This window comes from Kosakonia sp. CCTCC M2018092, from assembly GCF_003864115.1.
In the GTDB taxonomy this organism is placed as follows: domain Bacteria; phylum Pseudomonadota; class Gammaproteobacteria; order Enterobacterales; family Enterobacteriaceae; genus Kosakonia; species Kosakonia cowanii.
The window spans coordinates 427,590-450,624 of sequence record NZ_CP034225.1; the positions used below are offsets into that span (position 1 = coordinate 427,590).

The 23,035-nt window shown below is 54.0% G+C and carries 18 protein-coding genes, 2 tRNA genes and 4 rRNA genes; 6 read left to right on the forward strand and 18 right to left on the reverse strand.

The annotated features are described in order from the left end of the window. Positions 1 to 419: 419 nt before the first annotated feature. The 6 genes from EH164_RS02085 to rrf (EH164_RS02110) all read left to right on the forward strand — a co-directional run bounded on the left by EH164_RS02085 (position 420) and on the right by rrf (EH164_RS02110) (position 5,685). A 16S ribosomal RNA gene (locus EH164_RS02085) occupies positions 420 to 1,961 on the forward strand. An 84-nt stretch (positions 1,962 to 2,045) separates the two neighbouring features. Then, a tRNA-Glu gene (locus EH164_RS02090) sits at positions 2,046 to 2,121 on the forward strand. 202 nt (positions 2,122 to 2,323) lie between these two features. Further along, positions 2,324 to 5,230: ribosomal RNA gene (locus EH164_RS02095) — 23S ribosomal RNA — on the forward strand. 92 nt (positions 5,231 to 5,322) lie between these two features. Continuing rightward, positions 5,323 to 5,438 (forward strand): 5S ribosomal RNA (gene rrf / locus EH164_RS02100). A 14-nt stretch (positions 5,439 to 5,452) separates the two neighbouring features. After that, positions 5,453 to 5,528 (forward strand) — tRNA-Thr (locus tag EH164_RS02105). A 41-nt stretch (positions 5,529 to 5,569) separates the two neighbouring features. Then, a 5S ribosomal RNA gene (gene rrf, locus EH164_RS02110) occupies positions 5,570 to 5,685 on the forward strand. Together the 16S, 23S and 5S rRNA genes with 2 tRNA genes alongside form the textbook arrangement of a ribosomal RNA operon. Before the next feature lie 118 nt (positions 5,686 to 5,803). Here rrf (EH164_RS02110) and EH164_RS02115 read toward each other — a convergent pair. From EH164_RS02115 to msrP, 18 genes are all read right to left on the reverse strand, one after another. Next, on the reverse strand, positions 5,804 to 6,562 hold the full coding sequence (locus tag EH164_RS02115; RefSeq protein ID WP_054803019.1) for an amino acid ABC transporter ATP-binding protein: 759 nt from the start codon (positions 6,560 to 6,562) through the stop codon (positions 5,804 to 5,806). An 8-nt stretch (positions 6,563 to 6,570) separates the two neighbouring features. Then, positions 6,571 to 7,617 carry an amino acid ABC transporter permease gene (locus EH164_RS02120; RefSeq protein WP_370277246.1) on the reverse strand — a complete coding sequence of 349 codons (1,047 nt, stop codon included), beginning with the start codon at positions 7,615 to 7,617 and terminating at the stop codon, positions 6,571 to 6,573. 66 nt (positions 7,618 to 7,683) lie between these two features. Then, the gene (locus tag EH164_RS02125; protein WP_124967156.1) at positions 7,684 to 8,865 is read right to left on the reverse strand and encodes an amino acid ABC transporter permease; all 1,182 of its coding nucleotides are present in this window, start codon (positions 8,863 to 8,865) and stop codon (positions 7,684 to 7,686) included. Positions 8,866 to 8,938: 73 nt separating this feature from the next. Then, entirely contained in the window at positions 8,939 to 9,964 is a 1,026-nt protein-coding gene (locus EH164_RS02130) for an amino acid ABC transporter substrate-binding protein (RefSeq protein WP_023480752.1), read from the reverse strand. Positions 9,965 to 10,437: 473 nt separating this feature from the next. Beyond that, complete coding sequence (locus EH164_RS02135) at positions 10,438 to 10,659, reverse strand: lipoprotein (RefSeq protein WP_023480815.1); 222 nt, start codon at positions 10,657 to 10,659, stop codon at positions 10,438 to 10,440. 334 nt (positions 10,660 to 10,993) lie between these two features. Then, a complete protein-coding gene (locus tag EH164_RS02140; protein WP_124967157.1) occupies positions 10,994 to 13,081 on the reverse strand; it encodes a bifunctional diguanylate cyclase/phosphodiesterase in 2,088 nt (695 codons plus the stop codon). A 165-nt stretch (positions 13,082 to 13,246) separates the two neighbouring features. After that, positions 13,247 to 13,408 (reverse strand): DUF2556 family protein, encoded by a 162-nt coding sequence (locus EH164_RS02145; RefSeq protein ID WP_023480928.1) that lies wholly within the window; start codon positions 13,406 to 13,408, stop codon positions 13,247 to 13,249. Between the two features lie 160 nt (positions 13,409 to 13,568). Beyond that, a complete protein-coding gene (gene fis, locus EH164_RS02150; RefSeq protein ID WP_000462905.1) occupies positions 13,569 to 13,865 on the reverse strand; it encodes a DNA-binding transcriptional regulator Fis in 297 nt (98 codons plus the stop codon). 25 nt (positions 13,866 to 13,890) lie between these two features. Continuing rightward, entirely contained in the window at positions 13,891 to 14,856 is a 966-nt protein-coding gene (dusB, locus tag EH164_RS02155) for a tRNA dihydrouridine synthase DusB (RefSeq protein WP_034813628.1), read from the reverse strand. A 310-nt stretch (positions 14,857 to 15,166) separates the two neighbouring features. Then, positions 15,167 to 15,904 carry a carbonic anhydrase gene (locus EH164_RS02160; RefSeq protein ID WP_124967158.1) on the reverse strand — a complete coding sequence of 246 codons (738 nt, stop codon included), beginning with the start codon at positions 15,902 to 15,904 and terminating at the stop codon, positions 15,167 to 15,169. A gap of 142 nt (positions 15,905 to 16,046) precedes the next feature. Then, positions 16,047 to 16,928, reverse strand: coding sequence for a 50S ribosomal protein L11 methyltransferase (gene prmA, locus EH164_RS02165; RefSeq protein ID WP_124967159.1), 882 nt, complete (start codon positions 16,926 to 16,928; stop codon positions 16,047 to 16,049). An 11-nt stretch (positions 16,929 to 16,939) separates the two neighbouring features. Further along, entirely contained in the window at positions 16,940 to 18,391 is a 1,452-nt protein-coding gene (gene panF / locus EH164_RS02170) for a sodium/pantothenate symporter (protein ID WP_076769268.1), read from the reverse strand. Continuing rightward, entirely contained in the window at positions 18,381 to 18,623 is a 243-nt protein-coding gene (locus tag EH164_RS02175) for a YhdT family protein (RefSeq protein ID WP_023481056.1), read from the reverse strand. Before EH164_RS02175 ends, panF begins: the two co-directional genes overlap by 11 nt. A 108-nt stretch (positions 18,624 to 18,731) precedes the next feature. Further along, entirely contained in the window at positions 18,732 to 20,081 is a 1,350-nt protein-coding gene (gene accC / locus EH164_RS02180) for an acetyl-CoA carboxylase biotin carboxylase subunit (protein ID WP_124967160.1), read from the reverse strand. A 10-nt stretch (positions 20,082 to 20,091) separates the two neighbouring features. Then, on the reverse strand, positions 20,092 to 20,562 hold the full coding sequence (gene accB / locus EH164_RS02185; protein WP_023480963.1) for an acetyl-CoA carboxylase biotin carboxyl carrier protein: 471 nt from the start codon (positions 20,560 to 20,562) through the stop codon (positions 20,092 to 20,094). A gap of 21 nt (positions 20,563 to 20,583) precedes the next feature. Beyond that, on the reverse strand, positions 20,584 to 21,036 hold the full coding sequence (gene aroQ, locus EH164_RS02190; RefSeq protein ID WP_124967161.1) for a type II 3-dehydroquinate dehydratase: 453 nt from the start codon (positions 21,034 to 21,036) through the stop codon (positions 20,584 to 20,586). Positions 21,037 to 21,270: 234 nt separating this feature from the next. After that, on the reverse strand, positions 21,271 to 21,870 hold the full coding sequence (gene msrQ, locus EH164_RS02195) for a protein-methionine-sulfoxide reductase heme-binding subunit MsrQ (RefSeq protein ID WP_124967162.1): 600 nt from the start codon (positions 21,868 to 21,870) through the stop codon (positions 21,271 to 21,273). Beyond that, positions 21,871 to 22,869, reverse strand: a complete 999-nt coding sequence (msrP, locus tag EH164_RS02200; protein WP_076769266.1) for a protein-methionine-sulfoxide reductase catalytic subunit MsrP — start codon at positions 22,867 to 22,869, stop codon at positions 21,871 to 21,873. Positions 22,870 to 23,035 lie beyond the last annotated feature (166 nt).

Here is a 23,035-nt window from a genome sequence, read left to right on the forward strand (position 1 = left end):
CCTTCTGCAACTGTTTTATGGTGCATAAACTGTGCAGATCGCATGAGATCTCAGCGAAAAGGGCGAAAAAACAGCAGTCGGAAAAAAAGATCGCAAAAAGACTTGTGCTAAAAAATGGGATCCCTATAATGCGCCTCCGTTGACACGACAACGTGAATCACTTCACCAGATAGTCGCTTCAACGGAAGAGAAAAAATCCTGAAATTCAGGGTTGACTCTGAAAGAGGAAAGCGTAATATACGCCACCTCGCGACAGAGCGCTGAAGCGCGTCGCAACTGCTCTTTAACAATTTATCAGACAATCTGTGTGGGCACTCAGGTGACATGGATTCTTGATGTCTTCGGACACTAAATGAATACCAAGTCTCACGGGTGAACACGTAATTCATTACGGTTTAATTCGATGAGCATCAAACTTTAAATTGAAGAGTTTGATCATGGCTCAGATTGAACGCTGGCGGCAGGCCTAACACATGCAAGTCGAACGGTAACAGGAAGCAGCTTGCTGCTTTGCTGACGAGTGGCGGACGGGTGAGTAATGTCTGGGAAACTGCCTGATGGAGGGGGATAACTACTGGAAACGGTAGCTAATACCGCATAATGTCGCAAGACCAAAGAGGGGGACCTTCGGGCCTCTTGCCATCAGATGTGCCCAGATGGGATTAGCTAGTAGGTGGGGTAACGGCTCACCTAGGCGACGATCCCTAGCTGGTCTGAGAGGATGACCAGCCACACTGGAACTGAGACACGGTCCAGACTCCTACGGGAGGCAGCAGTGGGGAATATTGCACAATGGGCGCAAGCCTGATGCAGCCATGCCGCGTGTATGAAGAAGGCCTTCGGGTTGTAAAGTACTTTCAGCGGGGAGGAAGGCGATGCGGTTAATAACCGCGTCGATTGACGTTACCCGCAGAAGAAGCACCGGCTAACTCCGTGCCAGCAGCCGCGGTAATACGGAGGGTGCAAGCGTTAATCGGAATTACTGGGCGTAAAGCGCACGCAGGCGGTCTGTCAAGTCGGATGTGAAATCCCCGGGCTCAACCTGGGAACTGCATCCGAAACTGGCAGGCTTGAGTCTCGTAGAGGGGGGTAGAATTCCAGGTGTAGCGGTGAAATGCGTAGAGATCTGGAGGAATACCGGTGGCGAAGGCGGCCCCCTGGACGAAGACTGACGCTCAGGTGCGAAAGCGTGGGGAGCAAACAGGATTAGATACCCTGGTAGTCCACGCCGTAAACGATGTCGACTTGGAGGTTGTGCCCTTGAGGCGTGGCTTCCGGAGCTAACGCGTTAAGTCGACCGCCTGGGGAGTACGGCCGCAAGGTTAAAACTCAAATGAATTGACGGGGGCCCGCACAAGCGGTGGAGCATGTGGTTTAATTCGATGCAACGCGAAGAACCTTACCTGGTCTTGACATCCACAGAACTTTCCAGAGATGGATTGGTGCCTTCGGGAACTGTGAGACAGGTGCTGCATGGCTGTCGTCAGCTCGTGTTGTGAAATGTTGGGTTAAGTCCCGCAACGAGCGCAACCCTTATCCTTTGTTGCCAGCGGTCCGGCCGGGAACTCAAAGGAGACTGCCAGTGATAAACTGGAGGAAGGTGGGGATGACGTCAAGTCATCATGGCCCTTACGACCAGGGCTACACACGTGCTACAATGGCGCATACAAAGAGAAGCAATCTCGCGAGAGCTAGCGGACCTCATAAAGTGCGTCGTAGTCCGGATTGGAGTCTGCAACTCGACTCCATGAAGTCGGAATCGCTAGTAATCGTGAATCAGAATGTCACGGTGAATACGTTCCCGGGCCTTGTACACACCGCCCGTCACACCATGGGAGTGGGTTGCAAAAGAAGTAGGTAGCTTAACCTTCGGGAGGGCGCTTACCACTTTGTGATTCATGACTGGGGTGAAGTCGTAACAAGGTAACCGTAGGGGAACCTGCGGTTGGATCACCTCCTTACCTTAAAGAACCAATCCCTGCAGTGTCCACACAGATTGTCTGATGAAAAGTAAATAGCAAGGCGTCTTGCGAGTGAGACTTTGTGTCCCCTTCGTCTAGAGGCCCAGGACACCGCCCTTTCACGGCGGTAACAGGGGTTCGAATCCCCTAGGGGACGCCACTTGCTGGTTTGTGAGTGAAAGTCACCTGCCGATGTATCTCAAACCTGATTCCTGTGTGAACAGTGAGTCATGTCTGAGATATTTGCTCTTTAAAAATCTGGATCAAGCTGAAAATTGAAACACAGAACAATGCGAATTGTTCCGTGAGTCTCTCAAATTTTCGCAACTGATGATGTTTTACGAAACATCTTCGGGTTGTGAGGTTAAGCGACTAAGCGTACACGGTGGATGCCCTGGCAGTCAGAGGCGATGAAGGACGTGCTAATCTGCGAAAAGCGCCGGTAAGGTGATATGAACCGTTACAGCCGGCGATGTCCGAATGGGGAAACCCAGTGCAATCCGTTGCACTATCGTTAACTGAATACATAGGTTAACGAGGCGAACCGGGGGAACTGAAACATCTAAGTACCCCGAGGAAAAGAAATCAACCGAGATTCCCCCAGTAGCGGCGAGCGAACGGGGAACAGCCCAGAGCCTGAATCAGCCTGAGTGTTAGTGGAAGCGTCTGGAAAGTCGCGCGATACAGGGTGACAGCCCCGTACACAAAAACACACAGGTTGTGAGCTCGATGAGTAGGGCGGGACACGTGGTATCCTGTCTGAATATGGGGGGACCATCCTCCAAGGCTAAATACTCCTGACTGACCGATAGTGAACCAGTACCGTGAGGGAAAGGCGAAAAGAACCCCGGCGAGGGGAGTGAAACAGAACCTGAAACCGTGTACGTACAAGCAGTGGGAGCCTCTTTTATGGGGTGACTGCGTACCTTTTGTATAATGGGTCAGCGACTTATATTCTGTAGCAAGGTTAACCGTATAGGGGAGCCGCAGGGAAACCGAGTCTTAACTGGGCGTTAAGTTGCAGGGTATAGACCCGAAACCCGGTGATCTAGCCATGGGCAGGTTGAAGGTTGGGTAACACTAACTGGAGGACCGAACCGACTAATGTTGAAAAATTAGCGGATGACCTGTGGCTGGGGGTGAAAGGCCAATCAAACCGGGAGATAGCTGGTTCTCCCCGAAAGCTATTTAGGTAGCGCCTCGTGAATTCATCTCCGGGGGTAGAGCACTGTTTCGGCTAGGGGGCCATCCCGGCTTACCAACCCGATGCAAACTACGAATACCGGAGAATGTTATCACGGGAGACACACGGCGGGTGCTAACGTCCGTCGTGAAGAGGGAAACAACCCAGACCGCCAGCTAAGGTCCCAAAGTCATGGTTAAGTGGGAAACGATGTGGGAAGGCCCAGACAGCCAGGATGTTGGCTTAGAAGCAGCCATCATTTAAAGAAAGCGTAATAGCTCACTGGTCGAGTCGGCCTGCGCGGAAGATGTAACGGGGCTAAACCATGCACCGAAGCTGCGGCAGCGACACTATGTGTTGTTGGGTAGGGGAGCGTTCTGTAAGCCGTTGAAGGTGTGCTGTGAGGCATGCTGGAGGTATCAGAAGTGCGAATGCTGACATAAGTAACGATAAAGCGGGTGAAAAGCCCGCTCGCCGGAAGACCAAGGGTTCCTGTCCAACGTTAATCGGGGCAGGGTGAGTCGACCCCTAAGGCGAGGCCGAAAGGCGTAGTCGATGGGAAACAGGTTAATATTCCTGTACTTGGTGTTACTGCGAAGGGGGGACGGAGAAGGCTATGTCGGCCGGGCGACGGTTGTCCCGGTTTAAGCGTGTAGGTGTGTGTTCCAGGTAAATCCGGTTCACTTTAACACTGAGGCGTGATGACGAGGCACTACGGTGCTGAAGTGACAAATGCCCTGCTTCCAGGAAAAGCCTCTAAGCATCAGGTAACACGAAATCGTACCCCAAACCGACACAGGTGGTCAGGTAGAGAATACCAAGGCGCTTGAGAGAACTCGGGTGAAGGAACTAGGCAAAATGGTGCCGTAACTTCGGGAGAAGGCACGCTGGTGCGTAGGTGAAGCGACTTGCTCGCGGAGCTGAAACCAGTCGAAGATACCAGCTGGCTGCAACTGTTTATTAAAAACACAGCACTGTGCAAACACGAAAGTGGACGTATACGGTGTGACGCCTGCCCGGTGCCGGAAGGTTAATTGATGGGGTCAACCGCAAGGTGAAGCTCTTGATCGAAGCCCCGGTAAACGGCGGCCGTAACTATAACGGTCCTAAGGTAGCGAAATTCCTTGTCGGGTAAGTTCCGACCTGCACGAATGGCGTAATGATGGCCAGGCTGTCTCCACCCGAGACTCAGTGAAATTGAACTCGCTGTGAAGATGCAGTGTACCCGCGGCAAGACGGAAAGACCCCGTGAACCTTTACTATAGCTTGACACTGAACATTGAGCCTTGATGTGTAGGATAGGTGGGAGGCTTTGAAGCGTGGACGCCAGTCTGCGTGGAGCCAACCTTGAAATACCACCCTTTAATGTTTGATGTTCTAACGTGGACCCGTAATCCGGGTTGCGGACAGTGTCTGGTGGGTAGTTTGACTGGGGCGGTCTCCTCCTAAAGCGTAACGGAGGAGCACGAAGGTCAGCTAATCCTGGTCGGACATCAGGAGGTTAGTGCAATGGCATAAGCTGGCTTGACTGCGAGCGTGACGGCGCGAGCAGGTGCGAAAGCAGGTCATAGTGATCCGGTGGTTCTGAATGGAAGGGCCATCGCTCAACGGATAAAAGGTACTCCGGGGATAACAGGCTGATACCGCCCAAGAGTTCATATCGACGGCGGTGTTTGGCACCTCGATGTCGGCTCATCACATCCTGGGGCTGAAGTAGGTCCCAAGGGTATGGCTGTTCGCCATTTAAAGTGGTACGCGAGCTGGGTTTAGAACGTCGTGAGACAGTTCGGTCCCTATCTGCCGTGGGCGCTGGAGAATTGAGGGGGGCTGCTCCTAGTACGAGAGGACCGGAGTGGACGCATCACTGGTGTTCGGGTTGTCATGCCAATGGCACTGCCCGGTAGCTAAATGCGGAAGAGATAAGTGCTGAAAGCATCTAAGCACGAAACTTGCCCCGAGATGAGTTCTCCCTGAGACCTTGAGTCTCCTGAAGGAACGTTGAAGACGACGACGTTGATAGGCCGGGTGTGTAAGCGCAGCGATGCGTTGAGCTAACCGGTACTAATGAACCGTGAGGCTTAACCTTACAACGCCGAAGATGTTTTGGCGGATGAGAGACAGATTTTCAGCTGATACAGATTAAGCCGTCCGGCGAAAGCGGGATGGCAACAGAATTTGCCTGGCGGCACTAGCGCGGTGGTCCCACCTGACCCCATGCCGAACTCAGAAGTGAAACGCCGTAGCGCCGATGGTAGTGTGGGGTCTCCCCATGCGAGAGTAGGGAACTGCCAGGCATCAAATTTAGTGTGCTGATATGGCTCAGTTGGTAGAGCGCACCCTTGGTAAGGGTGAGGTCCCCAGTTCGACTCTGGGTATCAGCACCAGTTATAACGGTTTAAAAGTTCGGCACTAAGAAAAGAATTTGCCTGGCGGCACTAGCGCGGTGGTCCCACCTGACCCCATGCCGAACTCAGAAGTGAAACGCCGTAGCGCCGATGGTAGTGTGGGGTCTCCCCATGCGAGAGTAGGGAACTGCCAGGCATCAAATAAAGCAGAAGGCCTCGTCGAAAGACGGGGCCTTTTGTCATTCTGGATCCAGCTAAACCCGACGATAAAAAAGGCCACCCATTGGGTAGCCTTAACAGGAAGCATGCGGCAATCAGTGAATAACCTGCGATAAAAACGCCCGGGTACGCTCTGACTTTGGCTGTGCAAAGAACTCATCGGGCGCTGCCTGCTCTACGATCTCACCGCGATCCATAAAGATCACCCGGTCCGCCACGGTGCGGGCAAAGCCCATCTCATGGGTTACGCACAGCATCGTCATACCCGACTGCGCAAGCCCAATCATGGTATCAAGTACCTCCTTCACCATTTCCGGATCCAGCGCCGAGGTGGGCTCATCGAAAAGCATAATTTTCGGCTTCATACAGAGCGAGCGCGCAATCGCTACGCGCTGCTGCTGCCCGCCCGAAATCTGTCCCGGGAACTTATGCGCATGCTCGGCAATACGTACCCGCTCCAGATAGTGCATCGCCAGCGCTTCCGCCTCTTTCTTCGGCATCTTGCGCACCCAAATTGGTGCCAGCGTACAGTTCTGCAAAACCGTCAGATGAGGGAAGAGATTGAAGTGCTGGAAAACCATCCCCACTTCCTGGCGGATCTTTTCGATATTGCGAATATCCTCATTCAGCTCAATACCGTCCACCACAATACGCCCCTGCTGATGTTCTTCCAGGTGGTTGATACAGCGAATGGTGGTCGACTTTCCTGATCCCGACGGGCCACAAAGTACAATCCTTTCCCCCTGCTTCACATGCAAATTAATATCTTTCAAAACATGGAATTGCCCATACCACTTATTCACATTTTCGAGCGTGATCATCGCGTCGCCAGACTGCATTGTTGTATTACTCATCATCATCCTCAGTGCGGTGTACGCCCGGTGTTAAAGCGCTTCTCCAGATGCTGGCTATAGCGCGACATGCTGAAACAGAAAACCCAATAGACTAACGCAGCAAACACATACCCTTCCGTCGACATCCCAAGCCAGGCGGGATCGACCGTCGCCTGCTGCACGCTGCTAAAGAGATCAAACAGGCCGATGATGATCACAAGACTGGTATCTTTAAACAGCGCAATAATGGTGTTCACCAAGCCTGGGATCACCAGCTTTAACGCCTGCGGCAGGATCACCAGCCCCTGCGTCTTCCAGTAGCCCAGCGCCAGCGACTCGGCCGCTTCGTATTGGCCTTTCGGCAGGGCCTGAAAACCGCCGCGAACCACTTCCGCCACATAAGCAGACTGGAACAGGATCACCCCGACCAGCGCGCGGATCAGCTTATCGATGGTGGTGCCTTCAGACATAAACAGCGGCAGCATCACTGATGACATAAACAGCACCGTAATCAGCGGTACGCCGCGCCAGAACTCAATAAACATCACCGACAATATCCGCACTACCGGCATCGTTGAGCGTCGACCCAGCGCCAGCAAAATACCCAGCGGCAGAGCGCCGGCAATACCGACCGAGGCGATAATCAGCGTTAGCGTCAGGCCGCCCCACTGGCGGGTCTCAACGCGCTCCAGCCCGAAAAAGCCGCCAAACATCAGCCACCACACAACCAGCGGATAGAGCACCGCCCAGCAGGCAATGTAGCGCCCGCGTCGCGGCATCCCTTTCCAGAACATCGGTACGATAGAGAGCAGGCCAACAATCAGCGCCAGGTTGATTCGCCAGCGCTGGTCGTGTGGGTAGAGCCCATACATAAACTGGCCGAAGCGTTGATGAATAAAGACCCAGCAGGCGCCCGCTTTGGTGCAGTCCGCGCGAGTCGAGCCGACCCAGTTCGCCTGAAACAGCGCCCACTGCAGCAGCGGCGGGATAAGCTCCCACATCATCCACAGGCAAAAGAGCGTCAGCAGCGAGTTTGACCAGCTTGAAAAGAGATTTTTACGCACCCACAACAGCATGCCGTTATTTCCCGATGGCAGCGGGCGCGTGGAGGGCGACACAATAGCTTTTGTCATCATTGATCCTCAGCGCTCAATCAGGGCAATACGGCGGTTATAGATATTCATCAGCAGCGAAATGGAGAGGCTAATGAGCAGATAGACCGACATGGTAATGGCGATGGTTTCAATGGCCTGGCCGGTCTGATTCAGCACCGTACCGGCAAACAGCGACACCATATCGGGGTAGCCGATCGCCGCCGCCAGCGATGAGTTTTTCGCAATATTGAGATACTGGCTGGTCAGCGGTGGAATGATCACCCGTAGCGCCTGGGGAATAATCACCTGCCGTAGCGTCACGGGATTAGGCAGGCCAAGGGAACGCGCCGCCTCTTGCTGCCCGTGCGGAACAGACTGGATCCCGGCGCGAATAATCTCAGCGATAAAGGCTGAGGTATAAACCGAGAGCGCGATAGTCAGCGCCGCCAGCTCCGGGATCAGCACCATGCCGCCGCGAAAGTTAAAGCCGCGCAGCTGCGGCACTTCCCAATGCAGCGCCGCACCGAACAGCGCATGCGTCATCAGCGGCAGCACAATAATCAGCCCCAGCGCAGTCGGCCAGGTTCGCCGCAGCTGGCCGGTCTTGATCTGGTGCGCTTTATTAAAGCGAAACAGTCCAACGGTAATGGCCGCCGCCAGCACCAGCGCGCCGATAAAGGCAAGCATCCCTTCGCCCACTTGTGGTGAAGGGATATAGAGGCCACGGTTGCTGAGAAAGACCAGCTCCATGGCATTTACCGCCTGGCGCGGGCCGGGCAGATTGCGCAGCACCGCAAAGTACCAGAAGAAGATCTGCAACAGCGGGGGAATATTGCGAAATGTCTCGATATAGATCGTCGACAGCTTTCGCAGCAGCCAGTTTTCAGACAGCCTTGCAAGACCAAGGAAAAAGCCGAGCAGCGAGGCGAAGACAATACAGAGCGCCGAGACCAGCAACGTATTCAGTAAACCGACCAGGAACACCCGTCCGTAGGTGTCGCCCTGTTCATAATCAATCAGATGCTGAACAATGCCAAAACCGGCCGCGCGGTCAAGGAAGGCGAAGCCGGAGGTAATACCCCGGTTGTTGAGGTTAGTCACCGCGTTATGGAGCAGATAGAGGGCAACAACAACCACGACGATAATCGCCATTATTTGAAACAGCCAGGCGCGAACCGCAGGGTTTGAAAGGGAGAGCGCGCCTTTCACGGTTGGGCGGCGATGGGGCATAGAGAAAACCTCAGTAACCATAATTCTGGACTGGGCGTCACCGCAGAGTAACGCCCGTTACGGCAGCAGCGGATTAACGCACCGGTGGAGCGTACTGAATCCCGCCGTTATTCCAGAGGTTATTCTGGCCACGTTTGATTTTCAGCGGGCTTTCAGAACCGACGTTACGTTCGAAGACTTCGGAGTAGTTACCGACCTTCTTAATAATGTTGTAAGCCCACTTGTTATCGAGTTTAAGATCTTTGCCGAAGTCGCCCTCTTTGCCTAGCAGGTGCGCCATATCCGGCGTTGCAGGGTTAGCCACTTTCTCATCGACGTTCTTCGAGGTAATGCCCATCTCTTCGGCATTCAGCATGGCGAAGAGCGTCCAGCGCACGATGGCGAACCAGTCATCGTCACCGCGGCGTACCACCGGGCCGAGCGGCTCTTTAGAGATCACTTCCGGCAAGACGATCCACTCTGCCGGGTTGCTCAGCTTGATACGCAGCGCATAGAGCTGAGACTGATCGGAAGCCAGCGTATCGCAGCGGCCGGATTCCAGCGCCTTCGCCGACTCGTCAGAGCGGTCAAACGTCACCGGGGTGTAGCTCATTTTGTTGGACTTAAAGTAATCCGCCACGTTCAGCTCGGTATCAGTCCCGGCCTGAATACAAACGGTTGCGCCATCAAGCTCTTTAGCGCTCTTCAGGCCCGCTTTGTTATGGGTCAGGAAGCCGATGCCGTCATAGTAGGTCACGCCGGTAAACGAAAGCCCCATACCGCCATCACGTGAAGAGGTCCAGGTGGTATTGCGCGAGAGCATATCCACTTCGCCAGATTGCAGCGCGGTAAAGCGCTCTTTCGCCGTCAGCGGGGTATATTTCACTTTGCTGTCATCGCCGAAAAGGGCGGCGGCAACGCCACGGCAGATATCCACGTCGATACCGGTGAATTTCCCGTTTGCATCCGCATAAGAGAAACCGGGTAAACCATCACTGATCCCGCACTGAACAAACCCTTTCTTTTTAACAGCATCAAGCGTTGTACCTGCATGCGCCTGGCTGGCGACAGCAAACAGCACGCCGGCAGCGGCCAGGCTGGCGATCATCATCTTTTTCATAATGCATCCTGTGTGGCGAAAATTATCGTTATATGGGGCGTCCGGGTAACCCCTGAACCTGTCTGTGGCGAAGGCCGCAGTGGATATAGCAAAGGTGATGCCAGGTTGGTTTATGCAGGGTATTTAAGGAATCAAACAGGTTTCAGGATGAGTGTAGACAGGAATGTGGAGAAGCAATGCCCCGTGCTGGTGCAAAAATAGAACGCACTCCACAAAATGGAGCAAAACAGCGCCGTTAATTCGCTATTTCTGCCAGACAAGTTTCGCAGGTGAATATAAGCATTAAATACGATGGGGTTGATTTGTGAATGTAATCACGTAAGACAAACAACAGCGTCGCAATGACATTATGAAATATAAAAAAGTGATGCTTATAAGGGGAATCGATGCACGTTTTCGATAGCAAAAGCGGTGAAATAAAAAATTGCTGCACCGTTATAAAGCAAAAGCGCGGAAAACCGCGCTTAAGAGAACTATTTGGTGAGGGCTACGATACCGAGCGTTAAGCCAGCAAGGGCTGCCGCGCCGCCGGCGATAGCGCCTGCTGTTTCCCAGTTATCCTGCGTGGTGCCTTTCACACAGGTGTTGGTATGCACCAGGCGGCCCTGATCGTCATAGACCGGTACGCAAGGTGAGTCGTGTGCACAGCCCGCGAGGAAGGTTGCCAGCAGGGCGACGGAGATCATTTTTTTCATTGTAATTACCTCTATTTAACCGCGACTCTTGATATCAACAGTCGCAATATCTGGTCAGAATCTATGGCTTGATTTTATCATTCAGTAAAACAGATTCACCGGGGCAATAATGTCCGGATATGTACTTTGTAAACTTGATGAAGTTAAAAAGGGTATTTAAGCGAAATCGTGCAGAAATTATGGAGACGAGATAAATAAAAGTGGGATTCAGAAAAAAGGAAGATAAAAGCAGGCGTTTAAAAGCGTAAATAGCGCGTAAGGGCATGAGAATAATCTAATTTCTCACTGACGTAAAATAAAAGCGTCCGCAGACGCCTTTATTTAATCATTAAATTCACGTCACCGTTTCAGTGGGGGCGAGGCTCTTCCCTTGTGCGGTAATCGTTTCTGCACTGACCGGTTTACCTAAGAGATAGCCCTGCAATGTATTGCAGCCCAGCTCGGTGAGAAATGCCTGCTGTTCTTCCGTCTCGACGCCCTCTGCCACCACTTTGAGGTTCAGCGTTCTGGCTAACGCGACGATCGCGGAAACAATCGTGGCATCTTCACCCTCCTGGCCCAGTTCGCGGACAAACGCGCGATCGATCTTCAACTCGCACGCTGGCAGACGCTTAAGATAAAGCAGGCTCGAATAACCGGTCCCGAAGTCATCAATCGATGCTTTCACGCCTGCGTCACTCAACTCGGTTAGCACCCGCACGCTCTCATCGGGGTTACTCATCGCCGTCGTTTCAGTCACTTCCAGAATTAACTGCTCAGGCGGAACATTATGTCTGCTCAGCGTGCCCAGAATCGTTTGTACCAGCGCGCTATGCTCAAACTGTAACGTCGAAAGGTTAACGGCTATTGTCCACTCCGTGTGCCCCTGCTCGCGCCATTCGCTGAGCTGGCGGCAAGCCTCATCGATCACCCAGTCACCGAGCGGGACAATCAGGCCAGTTTTCTCCGCCAGCGGCAAAAAGAGATCCGGGCTCAACACACCCTGCTGAGGATGTTGCCAGCGCAACAGCGCTTCAAAACCGACAACTGGCCCGGAGGGAGCCTGGAATTTGGGTTGGTAAACGAGACGGAACTCCTTACGCTCCAGCGCCATCCACAAATCATTCAGCAGCTGTAGCTGGGTTTGCGCCAGCCGGTTCATTGAGGGCTGGAAGAAGTGATAGCCGTTACGGCCCATATGCTTGGTGTGATACATCGCCGCATCGGCGTTGAACATCAACTCGCGTTCATTTTTGCCATCGTCAGGGTAGAGGGCGATACCGATACTCAGTGTCACCATCACATCATAGGGATCAAGAGTAAAAGGGCGATCGACGGCGCGGATAAGCGAACTGGCGATCGTGGCGGCATCGTCCGGTGCGGCAATCTCAGCCAGTAGCACGAATTCATCGCCGCCAATGCGCGCCAGCGTATATTGCCCCTGCAGTTGTTGAGTAAGCCGCTCGGTTACCGCCACCAGTAACTTATCGCCGACATCATGTCCCCATGCGTCGTTAACTGTTTTAAAGCCGTCGAGATCCATAAACATTAACGCAAACGCGCTCTCTTCACGGCGCGCTTTATTGATCGCCTGCTCGATGCGATCTTCCAGCAGAACGCGGTTTGGCAGACGCGTTAAGGTGTCGTGCAGTGCCAGCCTCGCCAGCTCGCGGTTTGCCGCCGCAAGCGATGTGGCCAGCAGCGACGTGCGCGCCTGTAAACGAGCATCAAACATCGAAACCAGTAAGGTAATGCCGAGCACGGAAAAGGCCATCATGCTGACCAGCACGGCAAGCCAGTTGTTATTGAAGCCGTGATGCACCATTGCAATGTGATGATGCTGGAAGGGGATCTGCGCCGCCATCATCCCGGTGTAGTGCATGCCGGTGATAGCCAGCCCCATTAAGATAGCTGCGCCAAAGCGCATAAGCGCAACCTGTGCCGCTTCGTGGCGCAGGCGGAAGGTGAGCCATAACGCAGCGAAAGAGGCCGCCAGGGCAATCAGTATAGAGAGGGCGATCCACCCTTTATGCCAGACAATCGGCGGTGAAACCTGTAGCGCCGCCATACCGGTGTAATGCATCGCGGCAATGCCAAGCCCCATTACGACAGAGCCAGGAATAAGCCGGCGCAGGTGCAGCTGTGGCGCGCTAACCAGCCACAGCGCAAACAGCGAGGATCCAATGGCGATCGCCATTGATAGACCGGTGAGAACAGGCTCGTAGCGCATGTTCATCGACATATTCATCGCCAGCATGCCGATAAAGTGCATCGCCCAGATGCCGATGCCCATCGCCACGCCGCCGCCGCTCAGCCATACCCAGGATGAGGCACCGCTGCTGGTGGAGACGCGTCCGGCCATGTTCAGGGCGGTATAAGAGGCCAGAATGGCTACAACAAACGAAACAACAACAAGGATATAGTCGTATTGGCTAACCAGCATGATGTCATCAACTCATTCACTAAGGGCGTTACGTATTGCTACGGTCGTAGAGGCGAAAAGGGCTGAGACATTATCACTGTCCGGGAAGGACTCAAATCGATTTAAATCCCTGCGTTAATCAAGGCGATCGCTGCATTTTTACCAAATATCGCAGCAAGCAATCACTTAGAGAGAATCGCAGTGAACCAGTTTGAGTGGATTGACGGAATTCATATTGCGGCATTTATTAATGTCAGTGGTCAGATACTCGATCCACTGCATGATTAAGCCATCCAGCGCAAAGATCGAGAGAGCGAAAACCAGCAGCCACCCATATTTGCGAATCATTCCGTCTCTCCCTTTTTTGCAACCATTTGCGGAAAATATACACGATTTTGCGCTGAGGTAATGCCGATGAAAGCGCGCTTTTTAGCGTCATTTCAGGCAATAAAAAAGGCGCTTACCCATGCCGGTCAGCGCCTTTTTATCAATACCACTCACTGACGAATCAGTTCATGCCGTATTTTTTCAGTTTTTTACGCAGCGTACCGCGGTTGATGCCCATCATCAGCGCCGCGCGGGTCTGATTACCACGGGTGTATTGCATCACCATGTCCAACAGTGGCTGTTCTACTTCAGCCAGTACCAGCTCATAGAGGTCATTAACATCCTGACCGTTCAGTTGAGCAAAATAGTTCTTCAGTGCCTGTTTTACCGAGTCACGGAGCGGTTTTTGGGTTACCTGATCCTGAGAGTTAACGGTAGAAACGGTCAGTACGTCAGAATTTACGCGTTGTTCGAACATAGTTCTGTCAGCTCTTTATTTCTGTTTACGCAAAATTTTCGAAGTATGCCTCCAACGCCTCCAGCTGTTCGCTGGCATTCTCAATGGCGTTGAATGTGCGCCGAAACTGGTCATTCGGGGCGTGCTCCTGGAGATACCAGGAGACGTGTTTACGTGCAATTCGGTAACCTTTTGCCTGACCGTAAAAGTCATGCAGTTCCCGAACATGCGCGCAAAGCAAGCGCTTAACCTCTGCCAGTGGCAGCGGAGCCAGCAGCTCCCCAGTGTCCAGATAGTGCTGGATTTCCCGAAAGATCCAGGGTCTTCCCTGAGCTGCGCGGCCTATCATCAGGGCATCCGCCCCCGTATAGTCGAGCACAGCTCTGGCTTTAAGCGGGTCAGTAATGTCGCCATTCGCGATAATCGGAATGGAAACTTTCTGCTTAACTGCCCGAATCGTGTCGTACTCAGCTTCTCCATTGAACAAACAGGCGCGGGTGCGTCCATGAATGGTCAGAGCCTGAATGCCACACTCTTCAGCCAGTTGGGCAATCTCTACGCAGTTACGGTGCTCAGGGGCCCAGCCTGTGCGAATCTTCAGGGTTACAGGAACATCCACTGCGCCAACCACCGCGGTGAGGATCGATTTCACCAAATCCGGGTGCTGCAACAGGGCGGAACCTGCAAGCTTACGATTCACCTTTTTAGCCGGACAGCCCATATTGATATCAATAATTTGAGCGCCACTTTCCACGTTAATACGTGCGGCTTGGGCCATCTCTTCCGGGTCGCTGCCCGCAATTTGCACGGTGCGAATACCGGGCTCATCAATGTGCACCATCCGCAGTCGTGATTTGTCGCTTTCCCAAACCTGCGGGTTAGACGACATCATCTCGGATACGGTTAAACCGGCTCCCATCTCGTAGCACAGCGTCCGGAAAGGTCTGTCAGTAATGCCAGCCATGGGCGCTGCGATCAGGCGATTTCTAAGCTGGTGGTGTCCGATGCGCATGAGTTAAGAAATGACCATACTGTGACTGCAAGGCGGCGTATATTACGCATTTTTTGCACGAGATGAAAGGCCAAACTTTGAGCAATCCACTGTTGTAGATCAAGGAATAGCCAGTCCTGGAGAGGCAAACGGGCATTAAATCATAATTTTCATTGGGTTATGGCAAAGCTAAAATTTTTAGCTCACCGATAAATTCACGAGATTTATCGTTTTTAATGGGGCAATAAGCAGCATAACTGCTGATTTTTAAGCCAAAAAAAAGCGGATTTTGCGAACCCGCTCTCATTTTTATGCTGGTATTTACAGTCTGTTACTCGACGACCAGCCGGCCATACAGCTGTTGTGTTGGGCGGTTATTAGCGTGCCCGAGCGCAGCTTTGAACTGGGCAAGCTGCTCGGAAGAGAGTGTCAGCGGCTGTTTCATTACCAGCCAGGTGACCCCTTCTGAACAGGGCGGCGTGGTCAGCGATCCGCTAAAGCGCCAGTAGGTCTTATCACGCGGCAGCAGCGCCGCCATATCAATGTGCTGCGCCGTTAGCGCCGTTGAGCCACCGCGAGTGGGGAGATGCTGCGATAGCGCCGCCAGCTCACGATTTGCCGCCCCCGTTTCAAATAGCACCGCGACAACGGTGATATCGCCTTTCGCCGAGGTATGAACCAGATGCATCTCCAGCGGAGCATGTTTGCCATGCAGGGTATGCTCACTGGGGGCGTGGAAGTGGAATTGCTGGAGGTGCGAGACAACTCCCGCCAGCTCCATGGTATTGAGGTTATCGATAAAGTTGGCTTGCAGAGTATGGCCATTGTTTATCAGCAGCGCGGGGCTTTCACGGTAGTGGCTGCTAAGCGGTGAAAGGCGAGCAGTGACGATATTATCAATATCAATTGGCGACTGGTTTTTACCACTCTGGCAGGTCTGAAACTCCTGACTTAATTCACCCCAGTGTTCCGGCGACGTTGCGCCTTCATAACTCCAGTGAGCGGACCACGCCAGTAAGGGAAACAGGCTTGCCACAGCAAAGGCTGTTTTTGCTATACGAAGTGACATAGTATTCATCCGATGAATGTTTATAAATCAATGATTTACCATCCGTTAATACAGCGGCGGCTCATTATAAACTTCACGGGAAATAAATCACTACAAATGGCAGGGGAATAAAAAGCGTGGCCGGGAGGCCACGCTGTGGGGACTATTTTTTCTGGCCGGTGATGCGGCACCACTCCTCTTTTTCAACCACCGGATCGAGGTTGAACAGGTTGGTATAAGCTTCACAAACGCTCTCTGCCTGGCTGGCAAGAATGCCCGACAGCCCCAGCAGCCCGCCCGCAACGGGCAGAACGCTAATCAGCGGTGCCAGCTCGCGCAGCGGGCCGGCGAGGATATTCGCGACCACCACGTCGGCTTTCATCTCTGCGGGCTGATCGTTCGGCAGATAGAGTTCAAGGCGGTCTGACACGCCATTGCGCTCGGCATTATCGCGGCTCGCCTGGATCGCCTGCGGATCGATATCGATCCCGATCGCTTTCGCCGCACCCAGCTTCAGGGCAGCGATCGCCAGAATGCCGGAGCCGCAGCCAAAATCGATCACCGTTTTACCGTTAAGATCGAGGCCGTCGAGCCACTGCAGGCAGAGCGACGTTGTCGGATGGGTGCCGGTGCCGAATGCCAGGCCGGGATCGAGCATCACGTTGACGGCGGTTTCATCCGGCACATCGCGCCAGCTCGGGCAGATCCACAGCCGCTCGCCAAAGCGCATTGGGTGGAAGTTATCCATCCACTCGCGCTCCCAGTCTTTATCTTCCAGCTGCTCAATTTTATGCGCGAAGCCTTCGCCCAGCAGCGGATGAGAGGCGAGTTGGGCAACCACCTCTGCCATCTCTGTTTCAGCATCGAACAGGCCGATCACATCGGTATCGCCCCACAGGCGGGTCTCGCCCGGCAGCGGCTCAAACACGGGCGTGTCGTGCGTATCCTGGAAGGTAATGGAGACTGCGCCTGCTTCCATCAGAGCGTCGCTCAGATCTTCAGCATGCGCGCCGGTGGTGTTCAGTTTCAGTTGGATCCATGGCATGGCGTTACTCTTTATTGATTAGCAGAAAGGGAAGCAGCCTGCGGCACCGGGCGACCAAAACGGTTGCCGACCACAAAGGCTAACAAACTTAGCAGCAGCGAGGGCACGATCGGATGAAAGCCCAGGTACTGAATATTCAGGGTGGCGAGCACGGCATACAGCACGCCGCCGACAATCATGGCGCTAAGCGCGCCTGCGGCATTTGCGCGCTCCCAGTAAAGCCCCAGCACCAGCGGCCACAGGAAAACGGCTTCAAGACCGCCGAACGCCAGCAGATTCAGCCAGATGATCATCTCCGGCGGACGCCACGCTGCCAGCATCATCAGCACGCCGAGAATGAGCGTGGTTGCCGTCGAAATACGCTTCAGGCGCGGCTCATGACGAATTTTAGTCGGCTGGGCGCTGAGCCACAGATCTTTAATAATGGTGGCCGAAGCCTGTAACAGATGGGCGTTGACGTTAGACATGATCGCCGCCATCGGCGCGGCGAGAAACAGCCCGGCCGCCCACGGTGGCAGCACTTCCACCATTAAGGTTGGGATCACCTGGTCCGGCACCGACAGATGCGGCAGCACCGCCCGGCCTAGCGCGCCAGCCAGGTGCATACCGAGCATCAACAGTGCAATCACAATGGTGCCGATAATAATGCCGCGATGCACCGATTTACTGTCTTTATAAGAGATGCATCGCACGGCGGTGTGCGGCAGGCCAATTACACCAAAGCAGACCAGCACCCAGAAGGAGGTCATAAAGGCCGGGGTGAGGATGTCGCTTGCGCCGTGCGGGCTGACCAGTTTCGGGTCGATCTGCCGCAGAGTATCCACCGCATGATGCAGGCCGCCCGCCGCGTGGATCACGCCCGCCAGCAGGACAAGCGTGCCGATCAGCATCACCATTCCCTGCATGGTGTCGTTCAGTACGCTTGCACGAAAACCGCCAAACGCGGTGTAGAGCGCAATAGTGATGCCGAAAATCAGCAGGCCCGATTCATACTTGATACCGGCTGCGGTCTCCAGCAGCCGCGCGCCGCCGATAAACTGCACCGCAATCGCCCCGACAAAGGCCACCAGTAAACTGATGCTGGCGAGCCACACCACCGCCCGGCTCTGGTAGCGGGCCATCAACATATCGTTGAGGGTAATGGCGTTATAGCGGCGGGCAAGAATGGCGAATTTTTTGCCGAGGATACCGAGCGACAGCCAGATGGTTGGGACCTGGATCATCGCCAGCAGCACCCAGCCGAGACCGAATTTATAGGCAGCGCCCGGGCCGCCGATAAAGGAGCTGGCGCTGACGTAGGTCGCCGTCAGGGTCATCGCCAGCACAAACCCGCCCATCGAGCGGCTCCCGAGGAAATACTCGCTCAGGAAGGTGCCGCTGCTGCGCTGACGCATGGCATAGAAGGAGAGGCCGAAAACGATGAACAGGTAGATCACCAGCACGGCAATAATTTCAGTTTGCATCCTTATCCTCCAGCGGGATATCACGGAAGATAAAACGCACCATCGCCCAGCAGAGCAGCACAAACACCAGCGGCGTTAACAGGCAGGCCATCTCAAACCAGTGGGGTAAACCGGTGATGCCCTGCGCTGAATCCGGTAGGTAAGCACACACTAACCAGGCAGCAAGATAGAGAAGGGTCAGCCACAGCGCCCAGCGGGCCTCAATGTGTGCCTGAACAAAACGGTTATCCATTTTATTCCCTTGTGGATGAAGAAAGCGGGGATTGTACCTTAAGGAAAAGATGAGGGGAGAGAAAAAGAAAAAAGGCCGGAAGAACCGGCCTTTTGCGCGTAATCGCGATTATTTTTCCTGCAGACCGAGTTTCTTCTCCAGGTAGTGGATGTTGGTTCCACCGTGCTGGAAGTTCTCATCGGTCATAATGCGCATCTGCAGATCGACGTTAGTTTTAATCCCGTCGATGATCAGCTCCTGCAGCGCATTCTTCATACGTGCAATTGCCACATCACGGCTCTCGCCGTAGCAGATCAGCTTGCCGATCATGGAATCGTAATACGGCGGTACGGTATAACCGGCGTAGATATGCGATTCCCAGCGCACGCCAAAACCACCTGGCGCATGGAAGCGTGTGATTTTGCCCGGGCTCGGCAGGAAGGTGTTGGGATCTTCGGCGTTAATACGGCATTCAACCGCATGACCTTTGATCACTACTTCTTCCTGAGTGATGGAGAGCGGCTGACCGGCAGCGATACGCAGCTGCTCTTTAATCAGGTCAACGCCGGTGATCATTTCGGTTACCGGGTGCTCTACCTGAATACGGGTGTTCATCTCAATAAAGTAGAACTCGCCGTTCTCAAACAGGAACTCGAAGGTACCCGCGCCGCGATAGCCGATATCAACACAGGCTTTCGCACAACGCTCACCGATGTAGCGGCGCAGTTCCGGCGTGATGCCCGGAGCCGGTGCCTCTTCAACCACTTTCTGGTGGCGACGCTGCATGGAGCAGTCACGCTCGGCCAGATAGATCGCATTACCCTGACCATCTGCCAGCACCTGGATCTCGACGTGGCGAGGATTTTCCAGGTACTTCTCCATGTAGACCATGTCGTTGTTGAACGCTGCTTTTGCTTCCGCGCGCGTCATGGCAATGGACTGCGCCAGGTCGGCGTCTTTGCGCACTACGCGCATACCGCGACCGCCGCCGCCGCCGGAGGCTTTGATGATAACCGGGTAGCCGATGCGTTTTGCATGGGCACGGTTAGCGTCAACGTCGTCGCCCAGCGGGCCGTCAGAACCCGGTACGCAAGGTACGCCCGCTTTCTTCATCGCGTTGATCGCGGACACTTTATCGCCCATCAGGCGAATGGTGTCGGCTTTCGGGCCGATAAAGATAAAGCCGGAGCGCTCAACCTGCTCAGCGAAGTTGGCGTTCTCAGAGAGGAAACCATAACCCGGGTGAATCGCCACAGCGCCAGTGATTTCGGCCGCAGAGATGATCGCCGGGATATTCAGGTAACTTTTAACGGACGGTGCCGGACCGATACAGACCGTTTCGTCCGCCAGTAATACGTGTTTTAAATCGCGATCCGCCGTGGAGTGCACAGCGACGGTCTTAATGCCCAGCTCTTTACAGGCACGAAGGATTCGCAGTGCGATCTCGCCGCGGTTGGCGATAACAATTTTATCCAGCATGTGCGCCTCGTTACTCGATGACGACCAGCGGCTCGTCAAATTCAACCGGTTGGCCACTCTCGACCAGAATGGCTTTCACCACGCCTGATTTATCGGCTTCGATCTGGTTCATCATTTTCATCGCTTCAACGATGCAGAGGGTGTCGCCCACGTTAACTTTCTGGCCGATTTCGATAAAGGCTTTCGCATCCGGGCTCGGGGTGCGATAGAAGGTTCCGACCATCGGGGAACGTACGATGTGACCACTGATTTCTGCTGCGGCTGCCGGTGCTTCTACTGCGGCTGTCGTAGCGACAGCGTTCGCCAGGGCAGGCTGTTGTTGCATCATCGGCGCGGCGTAAGCCTGCTGCATCATCGGGAAACTTGCGGCAGGTGCGCTGCGGCTGATGCGCACAGACTCTTCGCCTTCGGAGATTTCCAGTTCGGAGATGCCTGATTCTTCAACCAGCTCGATCAGTTTTTTAATCTTACGAATATCCATGAGTGGGTTCCGTACTCTTGTTTAGTGTGATTGTGACAGGCGTTTTACCGCCGTCTGTAAAGCGTATGAATAACCGTCCGCACCAAGCCCGCAGATAACGCCAACGGCAATATCCGAGAGATAGGAGTGGTGACGGAACGGCTCCCGCGCATGTACATTGCTGAGGTGAATCTCGATAAACGGGATATCCACCGCCAGCAACGCATCACGGATAGCAACACTGGTGTGCGTAAACGCGGCCGGATTAATCAGGATGAAGTCAGTTACGTCTTTAGCCTGATGAATACGGTCGATGATTGCGTACTCCGCGTTTGACTGAAAATGTGCCAGTTCCACGTTAAGTGACGCGCTTTCTGTTCTCAAAGAATTAACAATCTCCTCAAGCGTCAGCGTGCCGTACTTCTCCGGCTCTCGCGTACCGAGCATATTCAGGTTCGGCCCGTTCAAAACCAATACATGGAACTTATCAGCCATTATGCTGCTATCTCCTGCGATTCTTCGGCAAAAAACAAAATATACCTTCGATTCGCGCTTGTCACCTTTTCGGAGCTTAAAAAAGTCCGATAAACGAACCAAAGTCGCACATTATAACCATTTCGTTGCTTTTGGCAGCTAAATACTGGTCTTATCTGAGAAGATTCTAATTCATGTTGCGGGAACGCGTCGCGAAAGGCGCTTTTTCTGCGGGGAACCGCGCAAAAACGGTGGCTAACGCCACCATTGGCGGAATTTTTTGTAACGCAACGCTAACAAGACCAGCGCGGCAGCCGCGTAGAGAACCGGCTGTGGGGAGAGGATCTTCACCGACCAGAGGTAATGAATCGGTGCGAGGATCGCCACCAGATAGACGAAGTTGTGCAAAGTTTGCCAGCGTCTGCCCAATTTACGCTGCGCCCACTGCGTCGACGTCGCAGCCAGCGCCAGCAAGATCAGCCAACTGATTGCACCCAGGGTTAAATAAGGGCGCGTGACCAACTCTTGTCCGAGCAAAGCCAGGTTATTAATGCCCAGTTCCAGCAGCGTATAGCTGACCAGATGTAAGCTGGCCCACGCAAAGCACCACAGCCCAAGCAGCCGACGCGTACGGATCAGCAGTGGCTGCTTACCGTAGCGCGTAAGCGGAGTAATTAGCAGGCTGGCAAGCAGAAACTTCAGCGCCATTCTGCCGGTGAAATGTTGAATATCTTTTGCCGGATCGGCGCTGAAGTAGCCCTGGTTCGCCGCCCAGAAGAGCCAGAGGAGCGGCAGGAAACCAGCAAGATGTAGCGCAACTTTAAGCCAGGTGATCTGTTTTGCCGTTAACCGCACTTAGAAGTTCTCCCGCAAATCGAGACCGCGATAGAGGGAAGCGACCTCTTCACCGTAGCCGTTAAACAGCAGCGTCGGCTGGCGTTTAACGTCCAGCGCACCGCCCGAACCGATAAAACGCTCCGTCGCCTGCGACCAGCGCGGGTGATCGACATGCGGGTTCACATTGGCATAGAAGCCATACTCATTTGGCGCGGAGAGGTTCCACGTCGTAGGCGGGCGCTGGCTGGTGAGCTTGATGCTGACAATAGACTTAATGCCTTTAAAGCCATATTTCCACGGCACGGTGAGGCGGATCGGCGCTCCGTTCTGCGGCGGCAGCGCTTTGCCATAGACCCCAACGGTGAGGAGCGTAAGCGGATGCATCGCTTCATCTATACGCAACCCCTCTACATAGGGGTAGGCCAGCCCGCCGCCAATAAAGCGATCCTTCTGGCCCGGCATCTCATCGGGCGCATAACGTGTTTCAAAAGCGACATACTTCGCTTTGCTGGTCGGCTCCACCAGCGCCAGCAGTTTATGCAGCGGAAAACCAATCCACGGCACCACCATCGACCAGGCTTCGACGCAGCGCATGCGATAAATACGCTCCTCCAGCGGAAAGCGCGAAGTCAGCGCCGCATGATCGAGCGTCAGCGGTTTCGCCACTTCGCCATCAATGGTCAATGTCCAGGGATCGGTCTTCATGCTGCCAGCATTGGCAGCAGGATCGGCTTTATCCAGCCCGAACTCATAAAAGTTGTTGTAACCGGTAACCTTCTCTTCCGGCGTCAACGGCAGCTTACTTTGCCATTCGGCAGGCTGGGTGAATGTCAGCGGTTTACCGGCCGGCGCTTTTGGGCGGTCATTGCCTTTAAACCAGTCCAGAAGATCGGCGTGTGCCACTGAAGGAAGTGTGGCGGCCGTTGCACCGATGCCGAGCATCTTTAATACCTGGCGGCGCTGCATAAAAAACACGGATTCAGCGGTGACATCTGCTTCGGTCAATTTTTTCTTCATTTACATCCTCTGACGGTGTCGCGGCTGGCGTAGGGAAAGCTACGTTAACGCGAAGAAGAGTAAGTTAGCAATTAGTGGAAATTGCGTGTTAAAGACATTCTTTAAGCTTATTGATGATTGGAAAAAAATTTCTGAAGACTATACTCGCTGGGTGAAACGGTGTGCC

Bases quoted from the DNA above. Each gene is read 5' to 3' on its own strand.
- accB (WP_023480963.1), bottom strand. From the start codon at position 20,562: ATGGATATTCGTAAGATTAAAAAACTGATCGAGCTGGTTGAAGAATCA.
- EH164_RS02135 (WP_023480815.1), bottom strand. From the start codon at position 10,659: ATGAAAAAAATGATCTCCGTCGCCCTGCTGGCAACCTTCCTCGCGGGC.
- EH164_RS02115 (WP_054803019.1), bottom strand. From the start codon at position 6,562: ATGAGTAATACAACAATGCAGTCTGGCGACGCGATGATCACGCTCGAA.
- aroQ (WP_124967161.1), bottom strand. From the start codon at position 21,036: ATGGCTGATAAGTTCCATGTATTGGTTTTGAACGGGCCGAACCTGAAT.
- prmA (WP_124967159.1), bottom strand. From the start codon at position 16,928: ATGCCATGGATCCAACTGAAACTGAACACCACCGGCGCGCATGCTGAA.
- EH164_RS02130 (WP_023480752.1), bottom strand. From the start codon at position 9,964: ATGAAAAAGATGATGATCGCCAGCCTGGCCGCTGCCGGCGTGCTGTTT.
- dusB (WP_034813628.1), bottom strand. From the start codon at position 14,856: ATGCGCATCGGACACCACCAGCTTAGAAATCGCCTGATCGCAGCGCCC.
- msrP (WP_076769266.1), bottom strand. From the start codon at position 22,869: ATGAAGAAAAAATTGACCGAAGCAGATGTCACCGCTGAATCCGTGTTT.
- EH164_RS02145 (WP_023480928.1), bottom strand. From the start codon at position 13,408: ATGATTCGCAAATATGGGTGGCTGCTGGTTTTCGCTCTCTCGATCTTT.
- panF (WP_076769268.1), bottom strand. From the start codon at position 18,391: ATGCAAACTGAAATTATTGCCGTGCTGGTGATCTACCTGTTCATCGTT.
- accC (WP_124967160.1), bottom strand. From the start codon at position 20,081: ATGCTGGATAAAATTGTTATCGCCAACCGCGGCGAGATCGCACTGCGA.
- EH164_RS02175 (WP_023481056.1), bottom strand. From the start codon at position 18,623: ATGGATAACCGTTTTGTTCAGGCACACATTGAGGCCCGCTGGGCGCTG.
- EH164_RS02125 (WP_124967156.1), bottom strand. From the start codon at position 8,865: ATGCCCCATCGCCGCCCAACCGTGAAAGGCGCGCTCTCCCTTTCAAAC.
- EH164_RS02140 (WP_124967157.1), bottom strand. From the start codon at position 13,081: ATGCTGGTTAGCCAATACGACTATATCCTTGTTGTTGTTTCGTTTGTT.
- fis (WP_000462905.1), bottom strand. From the start codon at position 13,865: ATGTTCGAACAACGCGTAAATTCTGACGTACTGACCGTTTCTACCGTT.
- EH164_RS02160 (WP_124967158.1), bottom strand. From the start codon at position 15,904: ATGTCACTTCGTATAGCAAAAACAGCCTTTGCTGTGGCAAGCCTGTTT.
- EH164_RS02120 (WP_370277246.1), bottom strand. From the start codon at position 7,617: ATGCTGTTGTGGGTGCGTAAAAATCTCTTTTCAAGCTGGTCAAACTCG.